This is a genomic window from Lysobacter dokdonensis DS-58 (assembly GCF_000770795.1).
In the GTDB taxonomy this organism is placed as follows: domain Bacteria; phylum Pseudomonadota; class Gammaproteobacteria; order Xanthomonadales; family Xanthomonadaceae; genus Noviluteimonas; species Noviluteimonas dokdonensis.
Window position 1 is genome coordinate 42,650 of sequence record NZ_JRKJ01000007.1, and the last position, 14,545, is coordinate 57,194.

Annotated in this window: 17 protein-coding genes; all 17 read right to left on the reverse strand. The window is 64.9% G+C overall.

Annotation, left to right across the window (positions count from 1 at the left end; genetic code table 11):
- Complete coding sequence (rplN, locus tag LF41_RS06765; RefSeq protein ID WP_036167737.1) at window positions 1-369, reverse strand: 50S ribosomal protein L14; 369 nt, start codon at window positions 367-369, stop codon at window positions 1-3.
- Window positions 370-385: 16 nt separating this feature from the next.
- Complete coding sequence (gene rpsQ / locus LF41_RS06770; RefSeq protein ID WP_036167740.1) at window positions 386-649, reverse strand: 30S ribosomal protein S17; 264 nt, start codon at window positions 647-649, stop codon at window positions 386-388.
- A gap of 11 nt (window positions 650-660) precedes the next feature.
- Window positions 661-858, reverse strand: a complete 198-nt coding sequence (gene rpmC, locus LF41_RS06775; protein WP_036167743.1) for a 50S ribosomal protein L29 — start codon at window positions 856-858, stop codon at window positions 661-663.
- Complete coding sequence (gene rplP / locus LF41_RS06780; RefSeq protein ID WP_036167746.1) at window positions 858-1,271, reverse strand: 50S ribosomal protein L16; 414 nt, start codon at window positions 1,269-1,271, stop codon at window positions 858-860. Before rplP ends, rpmC begins: the two co-directional genes overlap by 1 nt.
- A gap of 2 nt (window positions 1,272-1,273) precedes the next feature.
- On the reverse strand, window positions 1,274-2,017 hold the full coding sequence (gene rpsC, locus LF41_RS06785) for a 30S ribosomal protein S3 (protein ID WP_036167748.1): 744 nt from the start codon (window positions 2,015-2,017) through the stop codon (window positions 1,274-1,276).
- A gap of 15 nt (window positions 2,018-2,032) precedes the next feature.
- Window positions 2,033-2,368 carry a 50S ribosomal protein L22 gene (gene rplV / locus LF41_RS06790; RefSeq protein WP_036167934.1) on the reverse strand — a complete coding sequence of 112 codons (336 nt, stop codon included), beginning with the start codon at window positions 2,366-2,368 and terminating at the stop codon, window positions 2,033-2,035.
- Window positions 2,369-2,378: 10 nt separating this feature from the next.
- Window positions 2,379-2,648 (reverse strand): 30S ribosomal protein S19, encoded by a 270-nt coding sequence (gene rpsS, locus LF41_RS06795; RefSeq protein WP_036167751.1) that lies wholly within the window; start codon window positions 2,646-2,648, stop codon window positions 2,379-2,381.
- Window positions 2,649-2,654: 6 nt separating this feature from the next.
- Window positions 2,655-3,482 carry a 50S ribosomal protein L2 gene (gene rplB / locus LF41_RS06800; protein WP_036167754.1) on the reverse strand — a complete coding sequence of 276 codons (828 nt, stop codon included), beginning with the start codon at window positions 3,480-3,482 and terminating at the stop codon, window positions 2,655-2,657.
- Between the two features lie 10 nt (window positions 3,483-3,492).
- A complete protein-coding gene (gene rplW, locus LF41_RS06805) occupies window positions 3,493-3,789 on the reverse strand; it encodes a 50S ribosomal protein L23 (RefSeq protein ID WP_036167757.1) in 297 nt (98 codons plus the stop codon).
- Window positions 3,786-4,391, reverse strand: a complete 606-nt coding sequence (rplD, locus tag LF41_RS06810; RefSeq protein WP_036167760.1) for a 50S ribosomal protein L4 — start codon at window positions 4,389-4,391, stop codon at window positions 3,786-3,788. The genes rplW and rplD overlap by 4 nt, the downstream gene beginning before the upstream one ends.
- Window positions 4,392-4,393: 2 nt before the next feature.
- Complete coding sequence (rplC, locus tag LF41_RS06815) at window positions 4,394-5,050, reverse strand: 50S ribosomal protein L3 (protein ID WP_036167763.1); 657 nt, start codon at window positions 5,048-5,050, stop codon at window positions 4,394-4,396.
- Window positions 5,051-5,061: 11 nt separating this feature from the next.
- Entirely contained in the window at window positions 5,062-5,373 is a 312-nt protein-coding gene (gene rpsJ / locus LF41_RS06820; protein ID WP_036167766.1) for a 30S ribosomal protein S10, read from the reverse strand.
- A 361-nt stretch (window positions 5,374-5,734) separates the two neighbouring features.
- Complete coding sequence (gene tuf / locus LF41_RS06825) at window positions 5,735-6,925, reverse strand: elongation factor Tu (protein ID WP_036167768.1); 1,191 nt, start codon at window positions 6,923-6,925, stop codon at window positions 5,735-5,737.
- 43 nt (window positions 6,926-6,968) lie between these two features.
- Window positions 6,969-9,059, reverse strand: coding sequence for an elongation factor G (gene fusA, locus LF41_RS06830; RefSeq protein WP_036167770.1), 2,091 nt, complete (start codon window positions 9,057-9,059; stop codon window positions 6,969-6,971).
- Window positions 9,060-9,182: 123 nt separating this feature from the next.
- On the reverse strand, window positions 9,183-9,650 hold the full coding sequence (rpsG, locus tag LF41_RS06835; RefSeq protein ID WP_036167772.1) for a 30S ribosomal protein S7: 468 nt from the start codon (window positions 9,648-9,650) through the stop codon (window positions 9,183-9,185).
- Window positions 9,651-9,667: 17 nt separating this feature from the next.
- Window positions 9,668-10,042, reverse strand: a complete 375-nt coding sequence (rpsL, locus tag LF41_RS06840) for a 30S ribosomal protein S12 (RefSeq protein WP_036167774.1) — start codon at window positions 10,040-10,042, stop codon at window positions 9,668-9,670.
- A gap of 252 nt (window positions 10,043-10,294) precedes the next feature.
- Window positions 10,295-14,530, reverse strand: coding sequence for a DNA-directed RNA polymerase subunit beta' (gene rpoC / locus LF41_RS06845; RefSeq protein WP_036167777.1), 4,236 nt, complete (start codon window positions 14,528-14,530; stop codon window positions 10,295-10,297).
- Window positions 14,531-14,545: the final 15 nt, after the last annotated feature.

Below are 14,545 nucleotides of genomic sequence, written 5' to 3' on the forward strand. Positions count from 1 at the left end.
TCAGAGCACTTCAGGCGCGAGCGAGACGATCTTCATGAACTTCTCGGAACGCAGCTCGCGGGTCACGGGCCCGAAGATGCGCGTGCCGATCGGCTCATGCTTGTTGTTGAGCAACACCGCGGCGTTGCCGTCGAAGCGGATCAGCGAACCGTCGGCGCGGCGCACACCCTTGCGGGTACGGACCACGACGGCGTCGTAGACGTCGCCCTTCTTGACCTTGCCGCGCGGGATCGCGTCCTTGACGGTCACCTTGATGATGTCGCCGATGTGGGCATAACGACGCTTGGAACCTCCAAGCACCTTGATGCACATCAGTTCCTTCGCGCCCGAGTTGTCGGCGGCGTCGAGATAGCTCTGCATCTGGATCATGGCTGTCTCTCCTTCCTTACTCGGCCGCGCGCGTCAAGATTTCGACGACGCGCCAGTTCTTGGTCTTCGACATCGGCGCGCATTCGGCGATGCGCACGAAATCGCCTTCCTTGCAGGCGTTGTCGGCGTCATGCGCGTGCAGCTTGGTCGAGCGGCGGATGTACTTACCGTACAGCGCGTGCTTGACCTGGCGCTCGACGAGCACGGTGATGGTCTTGTCCATCTTGTTGCTGACGACGCGGCCTTCGACCGTGTGCAGCTTCTTGGTGTTCTCGTTCATCGTCGAGTCCCTTACTTCTTGGCCACGTCGCCGAGCAACATGTTCACGCGCGCGATTTCGCGGCGAACACGGCGGGCTTCATGGGTCTTGGCCGGGGGCAGCTGGCCCGTGGCTTTCTGCATGCGGAGCGCGAATTGCTCCTTCTGCAGGTCCACGAGATGGGCCTTCAGTTCCGCGGCGTTCTTCTGACGCAGGTCCTTGAGTTCCATCAGCGCACCGTCCGGGTAACGAAAGTGGTGGTCACCGACAGCTTGGCCGCGGCCAGGCGGAACGCCTCGCGTGCGACTTCCTCGGTGACGCCTTCGATTTCATAGATCATGCGGCCCGGCTGGATCTGCGCGACCCAGTATTCGACGTTGCCCTTACCGGAACCCATTCGAACTTCGATGGGCTTCTTGGTGATCGGCTTGTCGGGGTACACACGGATCCACATCTTGCCGCCGCGCTTCACGTAGCGGCTGATCGAGCGGCGGGCCGCTTCGATCTGGCGCGCGGTGAGCTGGCCGAAAGCCGTCGACTTCAGGCCGTACTCGCCGAACGAGACGGCATTGCCGCTCCAGCTCAGGCCGTCGTTACGGCCCTTGTGCATCTTGCGATATTTGGTTCGCTTGGGTTGCAACATGATTAATCCCTCGCCTCGCGCTCACGGCGCGGACCACGCGGACGATCGGCGCGATCGCCGCGTTCACCACGCTCGGCGCGCGGCGTGTCGTCCTGCTTTTCCTGGCCGACCTGGCTGAAGTCGAACACTTCACCCTTGTAGACCCACACCTTGATGCCGATGATCCCGTAGGTCGTCTTCGCTTCGGCGAAGCCGTAGTCGATGTCGGCGCGCAGCGTGTGAAGCGGCACGCGACCTTCGCGGTACCACTCCGAACGCGCGATTTCGGCGCCGTTGAGGCGACCGGCGACATTGACCTTGATGCCCAGGGCGCCGAGGCGCATCGCATTGCCGACCGCACGCTTCATCGCGCGGCGGAACATGATGCGGCGCTCGAGCTGCTGCGCGATCGATTCGGCGACCAGCTGCGCATCGAGTTCCGGCTTGCGGACTTCGGTGACGTTGATGTGCGCCGGAACGCCCATCAGATCGCTGACTTCCTTACGCAGCTTCTCGATGTCCTCGCCACGCTTGCCGATCACCACGCCCGGGCGGGCGGTGTGGATCGTCACGCGCGCGTTCTGCGCCGGACGCTCGATCAGGATTTTCGAAATACCGGCCTGCGCGAGCTTCTTGCGCAGCATGTCGCGGACCTTGAGGTCGGCGATCAGGTAGTCGGCGTAATGCTTCTTGCCGGCGTACCACTTGGAGTTCCAGTCCTTGGCGATGCCCAGGCGGATACCGGTCGGATGAACTTTATGACCCATCGTCTTATCTCCGCCTTACTTGCCGGCACCGACAACCACGGTGATGTGGCTGGTGCGCTTGAGGATCCGGGTGCCGCGGCCCTTCGCACGCGCCATGAAGCGCTTCAGCGTGGGACCTTCGTCAACCATGATGGTCTTGACGCGCAGGTCGTCGACGTCGGCGCCCTGGTTGTTCTCCGCGTTGGCGATCGCCGATTCCACGACCTTGCGGATCATGGCGGCGGCCTTCTTGTCGGAGAACTTCAAGAGGTTGACGGCGCGTTCGGCCGAGAGACCGCGCACCTGGTCGGCGACCAGGCGGGCCTTCTGGGCGGAGATGCGCGCAGAGCGCAGGATGGCTTTCGCTTCCATGGTCATCTCCTTACTTCCCGCTCTTCTTGTCGCCGCCATGACCCTTGAACGTCCGGGTCAGTGCGAATTCGCCAAGCTTGTGGCCAACCATGTTTTCGTTGACCAGGACCGGGATGTGGTTCTTGCCGTTGTGCACGGCGATGGTGAAGCCGACCATTTCCGGCATGACCATCGAACGACGCGACCAGGTCTTGATCGGCTTCTTGTTGTTGCCCGCGGTCTCCACCTTCTTCATCAGGTGGTGGTCGACGAACGGACCCTTCTTCAGTGAACGTGCCATGGCCGATTAACCCCTGCGATCGCGCACGATGAATTGCGTGGTGCGCTTGTTCTTGCGCGTCTTGTAACCCTTGGTCGGGACACCCCACGGGGTGACCGGATGCGGGTTGCCCTGGCCAGCCTTCGCCTCGCCACCACCGTGCGGGTGGTCGACCGGGTTCATGGCGGCGCCGCGGACGGTCGGCTTGATGCCGCGCCAACGCTTCGCACCGGCCTTGCCCAGCTTCTCGAGGTTGTGCTCGACGTTGCCGACTTCACCGACGGTCGCGCGGCACTCGGCCGGCACGCGGCGCATTTCGCCGGAGCGAAGGCGCAGCGTGGCGTAACCGGATTCGCGGGCGATCAGCTGCACGCCGGCGCCGGCGGCGCGGGCGAGCTGCGCACCCTTGCCGGGCTTCATCTCGATGCAATGCACCGTGGAGCCGACGGGGATGTTGCGCAGGGGCAGCGTGTTGCCGACCTTGATCGGCGCGTCGCGGCCAGCGATCACCTGGTCGCCGCTCTTCAGGCCCTTGGGGGCGATGATGTAGCGACGCTCGCCATCGACGTAGCACAGCAGCGCGATGTGCGCGGTGCGGTTGGGATCGTATTCGATCCGCTCCACGCGCGCCGGAATGCCTTCCTTGTCGCGCTTGAAGTCGATGATGCGGTAGTTCTGCTTGTGGCCACCGCCGATGTGGCGGGTGGTGATACGGCCGTGGTGGTTACGGCCGCCGGTCTTTGCCTTCTTCTCGACCAGCGCGGCGAACGGCGCACCCTTGTGCAGGTCCGGCGTCACGACACGGACCGCCGAACGGCGACCGGGCGAGGTGGGCTTGAAAGTCATCAATGCCATGGGTCTGTCCTCAGGCCTTGGCCATCATCACGTCGATCGACTGGCCTTCGGCCAGCTTGACGTACGCCTTGCGCCAGTCGCCGCGCTTCCCCTGGCGGAACTTGAAGGACTTGTTCTTGCCCTTCACGTTCACCACGTTCACCGCTTCGACCTTGACGTCGAAGATCTGCTCCACCGCGGCCTTGACGTCGGCCTTGGTGGCGGTCTTCGCGATTTCAAAGACGTACTGATTCGACACTTCCTGCAGGCGCGCGGTCTTTTCGGACACGCGCGGCGCACGGATTACTTCGTAAACGTTCGCGCTCATGCCAGCCACTCCTCGATCTTCTTGACCGCGTCGGCCGTGACCACGACCGAATCGGCGCCGACGAGGGCGACCGGGTCGAGGCCCTGCACATCGCGCACTTCGACGTACGGCAGGTTGCGCGCGGACAGGTACAGCGACTCCGAAGCGTCTTCGGTCACGATCAGCGGACGCCGACCGACCGAGAGGTCCTTCAGCTTCGCGATCAGGCCCTTGGTCTTCGGACCGTCGATGTCGAACGACTCGACGACCGTGATGCGGCCCTGGCGATTGAGCTCCGACAGGATCGCGGAGATCGCCGCGCGGTACATCTTGCGGTTGACCTTCTGCGCGAAGCTGCGCGGCTTGGCCGCGAACGTCACGCCGCCGCCGACGAAGATCGGAGCCGTCAGCGCGCCATGACGCGCACCGCCGCCCTTCTGCTTCTTCGACTTCTTCGTGGTGCCGTTGACTTCCGAACGCGTCTTCTGCGCCTTGGTGCCGGCGCGACCCGCGTTGCGGTAGGCGACGACGACCTGGTGCACGAGGTCTTCGGAGAACTCGCGGCCGAACACCGCGTCCGAAACGGACAGCGTGCTCTTGCTGTTATTGATGGACAGTTCCATCGTCAGACTCCCTTGCTCGTCGGACGCACGATCACGTCGCCACCCGGCGCGCCCGGAACGGCACCGCGCACGGCGATCAGGCCGCGCTCGGCGTCGACCTTGACCACCTTGAGGTTCTGCGTCGTCTGGGTTTCGGCACCCATGTGGCCCGACATCTTCTTGCCCGGGAACACGCGGCCCGGCGTCTGGCGCTGGCCGATCGAACCCGGCGAACGATGCGACAGCGAGTTACCGTGCGTCGCGTCGCCCATGGTGAAGTTCCAGCGCTTGATCGTGCCCTGGAAGCCCTTGCCCTTGGTGATGCCCTGGACGTCGACGACCTGGCCCACTTCGAAGATGTCGGCGCGAATCTCGCCGCCCACCTGGAAGTCGGTGATCTTGTCGTCGGCCACGCGCAGTTCCCACAGGCCGCGGCCCGCTTCCACCTTCGCCTTCGCGAGGTGGCCGGCTTCCGGCTTGTTCACCAGGGCGGCGCGCTTGACGCCGACGGTGACCTGCACGGCGCTGTAGCCGTCGGTCTCGACCGTCTTGACCTGGGTGATGCGGTTCGGGGTGGCTTCGATCAGGGTCACCGGGATGGACTTGCCGTCTTCGGTGAACACGCGGCTCATGCCGGCCTTGCGGCCGACGATGCCCAACGAATATTTCTTCGCGGTCATGGTGGCGGGCCTCAGGTCAGCTTGATTTGCACGTCGACGCCAGCCGCGAGCTCGAGCTTCATCAGCGCGTCCACGGTCTTGTCGTTCGGGTCGACGATGTCGAGCACGCGCTTGTGCGTGCGGGTTTCGTACTGGTCGCGCGCGTCCTTGTCGGCGTGCGGCGACGTGAGAATGGTGTAGCGCTCGAGCTTGGTCGGCAGCGGGATCGGGCCGCGCACTTGCGCGCCGGTCCGCTTGGCCGTCTCGACGATCTCGCTGGCCGAGCGATCGATCAGGCGATGATCGAATGCCTTCAGCCGAATCCGGATCTTCTGGTCCGCCATGACGGGTGTTCCTCTGGAAAGAGCGGAGGGTCGGCCTCTGGGTGTGCCGGCCCCGGGGTTCTTGGAGCGGTGGAGCGTGTCGCGGAATCCATTCCCCAAAATCAAGGGCGGGCCGGTTTCCCGGTCCGCCCAGACGGAATCGTGAACGCGCAAACTGCCCCGTCATCAATGTCCCGAAGAGCTTCGGAACGGACGGAGCGCAGCCGCGCGACATATCCCTGTCTGGCGAAAACGAGGTGCATCCTGCCCCTCATTTCGCTGGTCCCTGGGCCATCCGATGAAGGAGGCCGCGAGGGTCTTGCATTCTAGGGGGTTCCCGGGGGGAATGGCAAGCCATTCCCCCGGAAATTCCCTGAGTTTCTTACTTGACGATCTTCGCCACCACGCCGGCGCCGACCGTACGGCCGCCTTCGCGGATCGCGAAGCGCAGGCCTTCGTCCATCGCGACGGGGTTGATCAGCTCGACCACCATCTTGATGTTGTCGCCCGGCATGACCATTTCCACGCCTTCCGGCAGGGTCACGGCACCCGTGATGTCGGTCGTGCGGAAGTAGAACTGCGGGCGGTAGCCCTTGAAGAACGGCGTGTGGCGGCCGCCTTCGTCCTTCGACAGCACGTACACCTCGGCTTCGAACGTCGTGTGCGGCGTGATCGAACCCGGCTTGGCCAGCACCTGGCCGCGCTCGACGTCGTCACGCTTGGTGCCGCGCAGCAGCAGGCCGGCGTTGTCGCCCGCCTGGCCCTGGTCGAGCAGCTTGCGGAACATTTCCACGCCCGTGACCGTCGTCTTCTGCGTCGGGCGGATGCCCACGATTTCGATTTCGTCACCGACCTTGATGATGCCGCGCTCGATGCGGCCCGTGACCACCGTGCCGCGGCCCGAGATCGAGAACACGTCTTCCACCGGCATCAGGAACGGCTTGTCGATCGCGCGCTCCGGCTCCGGGATGAACGAGTCCAGCGCATCCACCAGCGCCAGGATCGACGGCACGCCGATTTCCGACTGGTCGCCTTCCAGCGCCAGGCGCGCCGAACCCTTGATGATCGGGGTGTCGTCGCCCGGGAAGTCGTACTTGGTCAGCAGCTCGCGCACTTCCATCTCGACCAGCTCGAGCAGCTCGGCGTCGTCGACCATGTCGGCCTTGTTGAGGAACACCACGATGTACGGCACGCCGACCTGGCGCGACAGCAGGATGTGCTCGCGCGTCTGCGGCATCGGGCCGTCGGCCGCCGAGCACACCAGGATCGCGCCATCCATCTGCGCCGCACCCGTGATCATGTTCTTGACGTAGTCCGCGTGGCCCGGGCAGTCGACGTGCGCGTAGTGGCGCTTGGCCGATTCGTATTCCACGTGCGCCGTCGAGATCGTGATGCCGCGCGCCTTCTCTTCCGGCGCCGCGTCGATGGCGTCGTACGCCTTGAACTCGCCGCCGAAACGTTCCGCGCCCACCTTCGTCAGCGCCGCCGTCAGCGTCGTCTTGCCGTGGTCGACGTGACCGATCGTGCCCACGTTCACGTGGGGCTTGGTGCGCTCGAACTTACCCTTGGCCATGATTGCTTACCTCAGAAAATGATTTGGTTGTGTTGTTTGACGGTCAGGACTTCTTGATCACGGCCTCGGCGATGTTCGCCGGCGCTTCCGCGTAGTGATCGAATTCCATCGTGAAGGTCGCGCGGCCCTGCGACATCGAGCGCAGCGTCGTCGCGTAGCCGAACATTTCGCCCAGCGGGATCATCGCGTTGATGATCTTGCCCGACGGGCTGTCGTCCTGGCCCTGCAGGATGCCGCGGCGACGGCTGACGTCGCCCATCACGTCGCCGAGGTAATCCTCGGGGGTGACGATCTCGACCTTCATCATCGGCTCGAGCAGTGCAGGCGAGGCCTTGTGGAAGCCTTCCTTGAAGCCCATCGAACCGGCGATCTTGAACGCCATTTCGGACGAGTCGACTTCATGGTACGAGCCGTCGACCAGGCGCACCTTGACGTCGACGATCGGGAAGCCGGCCATGATGCCGTTCGCGACCGCTTCCTGGATGCCCTTGTCGACCGCCGGGATGTATTCCTTCGGAATCACGCCGCCGACGATCGCGTTTTCGAACTCGTAGCCCTTGCCCTGCTCGTTCGGCGAGATCTCGAGCCACACGTGGCCGAACTGGCCCTTGCCGCCCGACTGGCGCACGAACTTGCCTTCCGACTTGACCGCCTTGCGGATGGTTTCGCGGTAGGCGACCTGCGGCTTGCCGACGTTGGCTTCGACGTTGAACTCGCGCTTCATGCGGTCCACCAGGATTTCCAGGTGGAGCTCGCCCATGCCCGAGATGATCGTCTGGCCGGATTCTTCGTCGGTGCGCACGCGGAACGACGGGTCTTCCTGCGCGAGGCGACCCAGCGCGAGGCCCATCTTTTCCTGGTCGGACTTGGTCTTCGGTTCGACCGCCATCGAGATGACGGGCTCCGGGAAGATCATGCGTTCCAGCGTGATGACCTTGTCCTGCGCGCACAGCGTGTCGCCGGTGGTCACGTCCTTCAGGCCGACCGCCGCGGCGATGTCGCCCGCGCGCACTTCCTTGATCTCGTCGCGGTTGTTGGCGTGCATCTGCAGGATGCGGCCCACGCGTTCCTTCTTCGACTTGACCGGGTTGTAGACCTGGTCGCCGGAGTTGAGCGTGCCCGAGTAGACGCGGAAGAACGTCAGCGAACCCACGAACGGGTCCGTCATGATCTTGAAGGCGAGCGCGGAGAACGGCTCGGTATCCAGCGCCTTGCGGCTGTCTTCCTTGTCGTTCTCGTCGATGCCGGCGACCGGCGGGCGATCGGACGGCGACGGCAGGAAGCGGATGACCGCGTCGAGCATCGCCTGCACGCCCTTGTTCTTGAACGCCGTGCCGCACAGCGCGGGAATGATCTCGCACTTGAGCGTGCGCTCGCGAATGCCCGCGATGATCTCTTCTTCGCTCAGGTCTTCGCCGTTGAGGTACTTGTCCATCAGTTCTTCGGACGCCTCGGCGGCAGCCTCGACCATGAACGAGCGCGCGGTCGCGCACTCATCGGCGAGGTTGGCCGGAATCTCGGCGTATTCGAACTTGGTGCCCTTGGACTCCATGTCCCACACGATGGCCTTCATCTTGAGGAGGTCGACGACGCCCTCGAAGCCTTCCTCGGCGCCGATCGGCACCTGCAGCGGCACCGGATAGGCACCCAGGCGCGACTTCAGCTGCTCGACGACCTTGCCGAAGTTGGCACCGGTGCGGTCCATCTTGTTGACGAACGCAAGGCGCGGCACGTTGTACTTGTTGGCCTGGCGCCACACGGTTTCCGACTGCGGCTGCACGCCGCCGACCGCGCACAGCACGAACACGGCGCCGTCGAGCACGCGCAGCGAACGCTCGACTTCGATCGTGAAGTCGACGTGCCCGGGGGTGTCGATGATGTTGAAGCGGTATTCCGGGAGGGACATGTCCATGCCCTTCCAGAACGCGGTCGTCGCCGCCGACGTGATGGTGATGCCGCGCTCCTGCTCCTGCTCCATCCAGTCCATCGTCGCGGCACCTTCGTGCACTTCGCCGATCTTGTGGTTGACGCCGGTGTAGAACAGGATGCGTTCGGTCGTCGTGGTCTTGCCGGCATCGATGTGGGCCATGATGCCGAAGTTGCGGTAACGCTCGATGGGAGTGGTGCGAGCCACGGCTGTCTCTCGTTGTTCGTGTCGGACGGAATGTCCGGAAGGCCGAAGCCGCCTTTCGGCGGCTCGGGCGAGTGCGGCGGCATTGCCGGCCGCGAACGGGCCCGGCTTAGGGGCCCGCGTGTCTTACCAGCGGTAGTGCGCGAACGCCTTGTTCGCGTCCGCCATGCGGTGCGTTTCTTCGCGCTTCTTGATGGCGCCGCCACGGTTTTCCGAGGCGTCCAGCAGTTCGCCGGCGAGCTTGCGCGGCATGCTGTTCTCGCCGCGCTTGCGCGCCGACTCGATCAGCCAGCGCATCGCGAGCGCCATGCGACGCGACGAGCGCACTTCGACCGGCACCTGATACGTGGCGCCGCCGACGCGGCGCGACTTCACTTCGACCGACGGCGAAACGTTGCCGAGGGCCTTTTCGACGAGCTCGAGCGCATTGGCGTTCTTTTCGCCGATGACGTCCATGGCGCCGTACACGATCTTCTCGGCGACGGACTTCTTGCCGCTCTGCATGACCATGTTGATGAAACGCGCGATCGTCTCGCTGCCGTGTTTCGGATCGGCAAGGACGGTGCGCTGCGGAGTGGAACCTTTACGCGACATGTTCGATGACCCCTAGATCAGGACTTCGGGCGCTTGGCGCCGTACTTGGAACGACCCTGGCGACGCTTGGCGACGCCGGCGGCGTCGAGCGAGCCACGCACGGTGTGGTAGCGCACGCCCGGCAGGTCCTTGACGCGGCCGCCGCGGATCAGCACGACCGAGTGTTCCTGCAGGTTGTGGCCTTCGCCGCCGATGTACGAGATGACCTCGTAGCCGTTGGTGAGGCGCACCTTGGCGACCTTGCGAAGCGCCGAGTTCGGCTTCTTCGGGGTGGTCGTGTAGACGCGGGTGCAGACGCCGCGGCGCTGCGGGCAATTCGCCAAAGCGGGCGAAGTGCTCTTGTAGGTTTCCGGGCTGCGCGCCTTACGCACCAGCTGGTTGATCGTTGCCATTTCGGGGCTCTTTTTTGGGACCGAGGTCCTGCGTGAATAACGATGCAGGCCACGTGGGGCCTGCATAGACGGAAAAGTATAGCCCGCGCCGACGAAAACCGTCAACGCGAGCGACTTTGCGGAGGTGAAGGGCGACCCGCTCCGGGGCCGCCCGCCCTTCGATGTTCCCGCCCGTCCTGGGCCGAAGACGAGGCGCTCCCTGCGCCTCATTTCGTGGTCTGGGACGGCCTTCAGGCCGTCGCTGGCAGTGGCTTAGCTGGCGCTGGACTCCTCGCCGGCTTCGGTCTGCGCCGCTTCCACGGCCGGGGCCGGGGCCTGCTCGACCATGGTGCCCGACAGCGCTTCCAGCTCCGACTCGGTGAGGCCCGAGGCGTTGCGGCGGCGTGCGGTGTGGTAGGCCAGGCCCGTGCCCGCCGGGATGAGGCGACCGACGATCACGTTTTCCTTCAGGCCGCGCAGGCTGTCGCGCGTGCCGCGAACGGCCGCCTCGGTCAGCACGCGGGTGGTCTCCTGGAAGGAGGCCGCGGAGATGAAGGACTCGGTGGCCAGCGAGGCCTTGGTGATGCCGAGCAGCACCGGGTCGTACTTCGCCGGGATCTCGTTCTTCGCCGTGGCCGCGGCATTCGCCTCGACCATGCGCTGACGCTCGACCTGTTCACCGTGCAGGAACTTGGTGTCGCCCGCATCCAGCACTTCGACCTTGCGCAGCATCTGGCGAACGATCACCTCGATGTGCTTGTCGTTGATCTTCACGCCCTGGAGGCGATAGACGTCCTGGATTTCCTTCGTCAGGTAGACCGCCAGCGGCTCCACGCCGAGCAGGCGCAGGATGTCCTGCGGGCTCGGTTCGCCGTCCACGACCGTCTCGCCCTTCTCCACGTGTTCGCCTTCGAACACGATGATCTGGCGGTACTTCGGGATCAGCTCTTCGTGCTCGCTGCCGTCGGCCTGCTTGATGATCAGGCGCTGCTTGCCCTTGGTGTCCTTGCCGAAGCTGACGATGCCCGAGACTTCGGCGAGGATCGCCGGGTCCTTCGGCTTGCGCGCTTCGAACAGGTCCGCCACGCGCGGCAGACCACCGGTGATGTCGCGGGTCTTCGACGCTTCCTGCGGGATCTTGGCGACCACGTCGCCCACGCCGACCGGCGCGCCATCCTGCAGGTTCACGATCGAGCGCGGCGGCAGCAGGTACTGCGCCGGCAGATCGGTGCCCGGGATGGTGAGGTCCTTGCCGTTCTTGTCGACGATGCGCACGATCGGGCGGAGGTCCTTGCCCTGCGTGCCGCGACGCTTCGGATCGGTGATTTCGCGCGAAGCCAGGCCCGTGAGTTCGTCGGTCTTCTCGATGACGGTGACGCCGTCGATGAAGTCGATGAAGCGCATCTGGCCCGCCACTTCCGACACGATCGGGTGGTTATGCGGATCCCAGTTCGCGACGGTCTGGCCGGCCTTGACCGACGCGCCGTCCTTGACCTGGATCGTCGCACCGTAGGGCAGCTTGTAACGCTCGCGCTCGCGGCCGTGGCCGTCGAGCACGGACAGTTCGCCCGAACGCGACACCGCGACCAGGTGGCCCGAGGCGTGGTCGACGTGCTTGAGGTTGTTGAACTTCACCGTACCCGTCGTCTTGACGGTCACGTTGTCGATCGCCGCCGCACGCGATGCCGCACCACCGATGTGGAACGTACGCATGGTCAGCTGCGTGCCCGGCTCGCCGATCGACTGCGCGGCGACGACGCCGACCGCTTCGCCGTGGTTGACCAGGTGGCCGCGGCCGAGGTCGCGACCGTAGCAGTGCGAGCACACGCCGAACGCGCTGGTGCACGTGATCGTCGAGCGGACCTTGATGGCCTGCACGCCGGCGTCTTCGATGCTCTGCACCCACGCTTCGTCGAGCAGCGTGTTGCGGGTGACGAACGGATCTTCGTCGTTGCCCGGCAGGAACACGTCTTCCGCCACGATGCGGCCCAGCACGCGGTCGCGCAGCGGTTCGACGACGTCGCCGCCTTCGACGATCGGCGTCATGGTGAGGCCGTCGTAGGTGCCGCAATCGGTTTCGGTGATGACCACGTCCTGTGCGACGTCGACGAGTCGACGCGTCAGGTAACCGGAGTTCGCCGTCTTCAGCGCCGTATCCGCGAGGCCCTTACGGGCGCCGTGGGTCGAGATGAAGTACTGGAGGACGTTCAGGCCTTCGCGGAAGTTCGCCGTGATCGGCGTTTCGATGATCGAGCCGTCCGGCTTGGCCATCAGGCCGCGCATGCCGGCGAGCTGGCGGATCTGGGCCTGCGAACCACGCGCACCCGAGTCGGCCATGATGTAGATCGAGTTCATCGACTTCTGCGGGACGGTCTCGCCCTTGGCGTTGACCACCGAGTCGGTGCCGATCGCGTCCATCATCGCCTTGGCGACGCGTTCGTTGGTGCGCGACCAGATGTCGACGACCTTGTTGTAGCGCTCGCCCGAGGTGACCAGGCCCGACTGGTACTGCTGCTGGATTTCCAGCACTTCGGTCTCGGCTTCGTCGAGGATGCCCTTCTTCTCGGTCGGGATGATCATGTCGTCGATGCCGATCGAGACGCCGGCGCGCGTGGCGTACGCGAAGCCGGTGTACATCAGCTTGTCGGCGAACACGACCGTGTCCTTCAGGCCGAGCATGCGGTAGCACGAGTTGATCAGGCGCGAGATGGCCTTCTTGGTCAGCTCGACGTTGGCCAGCGCGTACGGCAGGCCGTCCGGCAGGATTTCCTGCAGGAGCGAACGGCCGACGGTGGTGTCGACGATCGAGGTCTGGCGCGAACGCGTGCCGTCTTCGGCGATCACCGTCTGCGTGATGCGCACCTTGACCTTGGCGTGCAGCTCGACGACGCGGTTGTCGTACGCACGCTTGACCTCGGCGACGTTCGCGAACGCCATGCCCTCGCCCTTCTTGTTCTCGAGGGCGCGGGACATGTAGTACAGGCCGAGCACGACGTCCTGCGACGGCACGATGATCGGCTCGCCGTTGGCGGGCGACAGGATGTTGTTCGACGCCATCATGAGCGCGCGCGCTTCCAGCTGCGCTTCGAGCGACAGCGGGACGTGCACGGCCATCTGGTCGCCGTCGAAGTCCGCGTTGAACGCGGTGCAGACCAGCGGATGCAGCTGGATGGCCTTGCCTTCGATCAACACCGGTTCGAACGCCTGGATGCCGAGGCGGTGCAGCGTCGGTGCGCGGTTGAGCAGCACCGGATGCTCGCGGATCACTTCCTCGAGGATGTCCCAGACTTCCGCTTCTTCGCGCTCGACGAGCTTCTTGGCGGCCTTGATCGTCGTGGCCAGGCCACGGCGCTGCAGCTTGGCGAAGATGAAGGGCTTGAACAGTTCGAGCGCCATCTTCTTCGGCAGGCCGCACTCGTGCAGGCGCAGCGTCGGGCCGACCACGATGACCGAACGGCCCGAGTAGTCGACGCGCTTGCCGAGCAGGTTCTGGCGGAAGCGGCCCTGCTTGCCCTTGATCATGTCGGCGAGCGACTTGAGCGGGCGCTTGTTGGTGCCGGTGATGGCGCGGCCGCGGCGGCCGTTGTCCATCAGGGCGTCAACGGACTCCTGCAGCATGCGCTTTTCGTTGCGCACGATGATGTCGGGCGCATTGAGTTCGAGCAGGCGCTTGAGGCGGTTGTTGCGGTTGATGACGCGGCGGTACAGATCGTTGAGGTCCGACGTCGCGAAGCGGCCGCCGTCCAGCGGCACCAGCGGACGCAGGTCCGGCGGCAGCACCGGCAGCACGGTCATGACCATCCACTCCGGCCGGTTGCCGGAGTCGAGGAACGCCTCGATCAGCTTGATGCGCTTGGTGAGGCGCTTGAGCTTGGTCTCGGAGTTGGTCGCGGCGATCTCTTCCTTCAGGCGGAGCATTTCCGACTGCAGGTCGATCGTGCGCAGCAGCTCGTACACGGCCTCGGCGCCCATCGCGGCGTCGAAATCGTCGCCGTGTTCCTGGCGCGCCTGCATGAACTGTTCTTCGGTCAGCAGGTTGCCGCGCTCGAGCGGGGTCAGGCCCGGCTCGGTCACGACGTAGGCTTCGAAGTACAGGATGCGTTCGATGTCGCGCAGCGTCATGTCGAGCATCAGGCCGATGCGCGAGGGCAGCGACTTGAGGAACCAGATGTGCGCGACGGGCGATGCGAGGTCGATGTGGCCCATGCGCTCGCGGCGCACCTTGGCCAGCGTCACTTCCGTGCCGCACTTCTCGCAGACCACGCCGCGGTGCTTCATGCGCTTGTACTTGCCGCACAGGCACTCGTAGTCCTTGATCGGACCGAAGATCGCGGCGCAGAACAGGCCGTCGCGTTCGGGCTTGAACGTACGGTAGTTGATGGTCTCCGGCTTCTTCACTTCGCCGTAGGACCACGAGCGGATGAGGTCCGGCGACGCCAGCGCGATCTTGATCGCGTCGAAGTCGAGGGTCGGCCGCTGCTGGTTGAACAGATTGAGCAAGTCTTTCATGGGTGTCTCCTGAGT

Coding starts and splice junctions, on each gene's coding strand:
- rplP (WP_036167746.1), bottom strand. CDS start 1,271: ATGTTGCAACCCAAGCGAACCAAATATCGCAAGATGCACAAGGGCCGT.
- rpmC (WP_036167743.1), bottom strand. CDS start 858: ATGGAACTCAAGGACCTGCGTCAGAAGAACGCCGCGGAACTGAAGGCC.
- tuf (WP_036167768.1), bottom strand. CDS start 6,925: ATGGCCAAGGGTAAGTTCGAGCGCACCAAGCCCCACGTGAACGTGGGC.
- rplW (WP_036167757.1), bottom strand. CDS start 3,789: ATGAGCGCGAACGTTTACGAAGTAATCCGTGCGCCGCGCGTGTCCGAA.
- rplD (WP_036167760.1), bottom strand. CDS start 4,391: ATGGAACTGTCCATCAATAACAGCAAGAGCACGCTGTCCGTTTCGGAC.
- rplC (WP_036167763.1), bottom strand. CDS start 5,050: ATGACCGCGAAGAAATATTCGTTGGGCATCGTCGGCCGCAAGGCCGGC.
- rpsG (WP_036167772.1), bottom strand. CDS start 9,650: ATGTCGCGTAAAGGTTCCACTCCGCAGCGCACCGTCCTTGCCGATCCG.
- rpsJ (WP_036167766.1), bottom strand. CDS start 5,373: ATGGCGGACCAGAAGATCCGGATTCGGCTGAAGGCATTCGATCATCGC.
- rpsL (WP_036167774.1), bottom strand. CDS start 10,042: ATGGCAACGATCAACCAGCTGGTGCGTAAGGCGCGCAGCCCGGAAACC.
- rplV (WP_036167934.1), bottom strand. CDS start 2,368: ATGGAAGCGAAAGCCATCCTGCGCTCTGCGCGCATCTCCGCCCAGAAG.
- rplN (WP_036167737.1), bottom strand. CDS start 369: ATGATCCAGATGCAGAGCTATCTCGACGCCGCCGACAACTCGGGCGCG.
- rpsQ (WP_036167740.1), bottom strand. CDS start 649: ATGAACGAGAACACCAAGAAGCTGCACACGGTCGAAGGCCGCGTCGTC.
- rpsS (WP_036167751.1), bottom strand. CDS start 2,648: ATGGCACGTTCACTGAAGAAGGGTCCGTTCGTCGACCACCACCTGATG.
- rpoC (WP_036167777.1), bottom strand. CDS start 14,530: ATGAAAGACTTGCTCAATCTGTTCAACCAGCAGCGGCCGACCCTCGAC.
- rplB (WP_036167754.1), bottom strand. CDS start 3,482: ATGGCATTGATGACTTTCAAGCCCACCTCGCCCGGTCGCCGTTCGGCG.
- rpsC (WP_036167748.1), bottom strand. CDS start 2,017: ATGGGTCATAAAGTTCATCCGACCGGTATCCGCCTGGGCATCGCCAAG.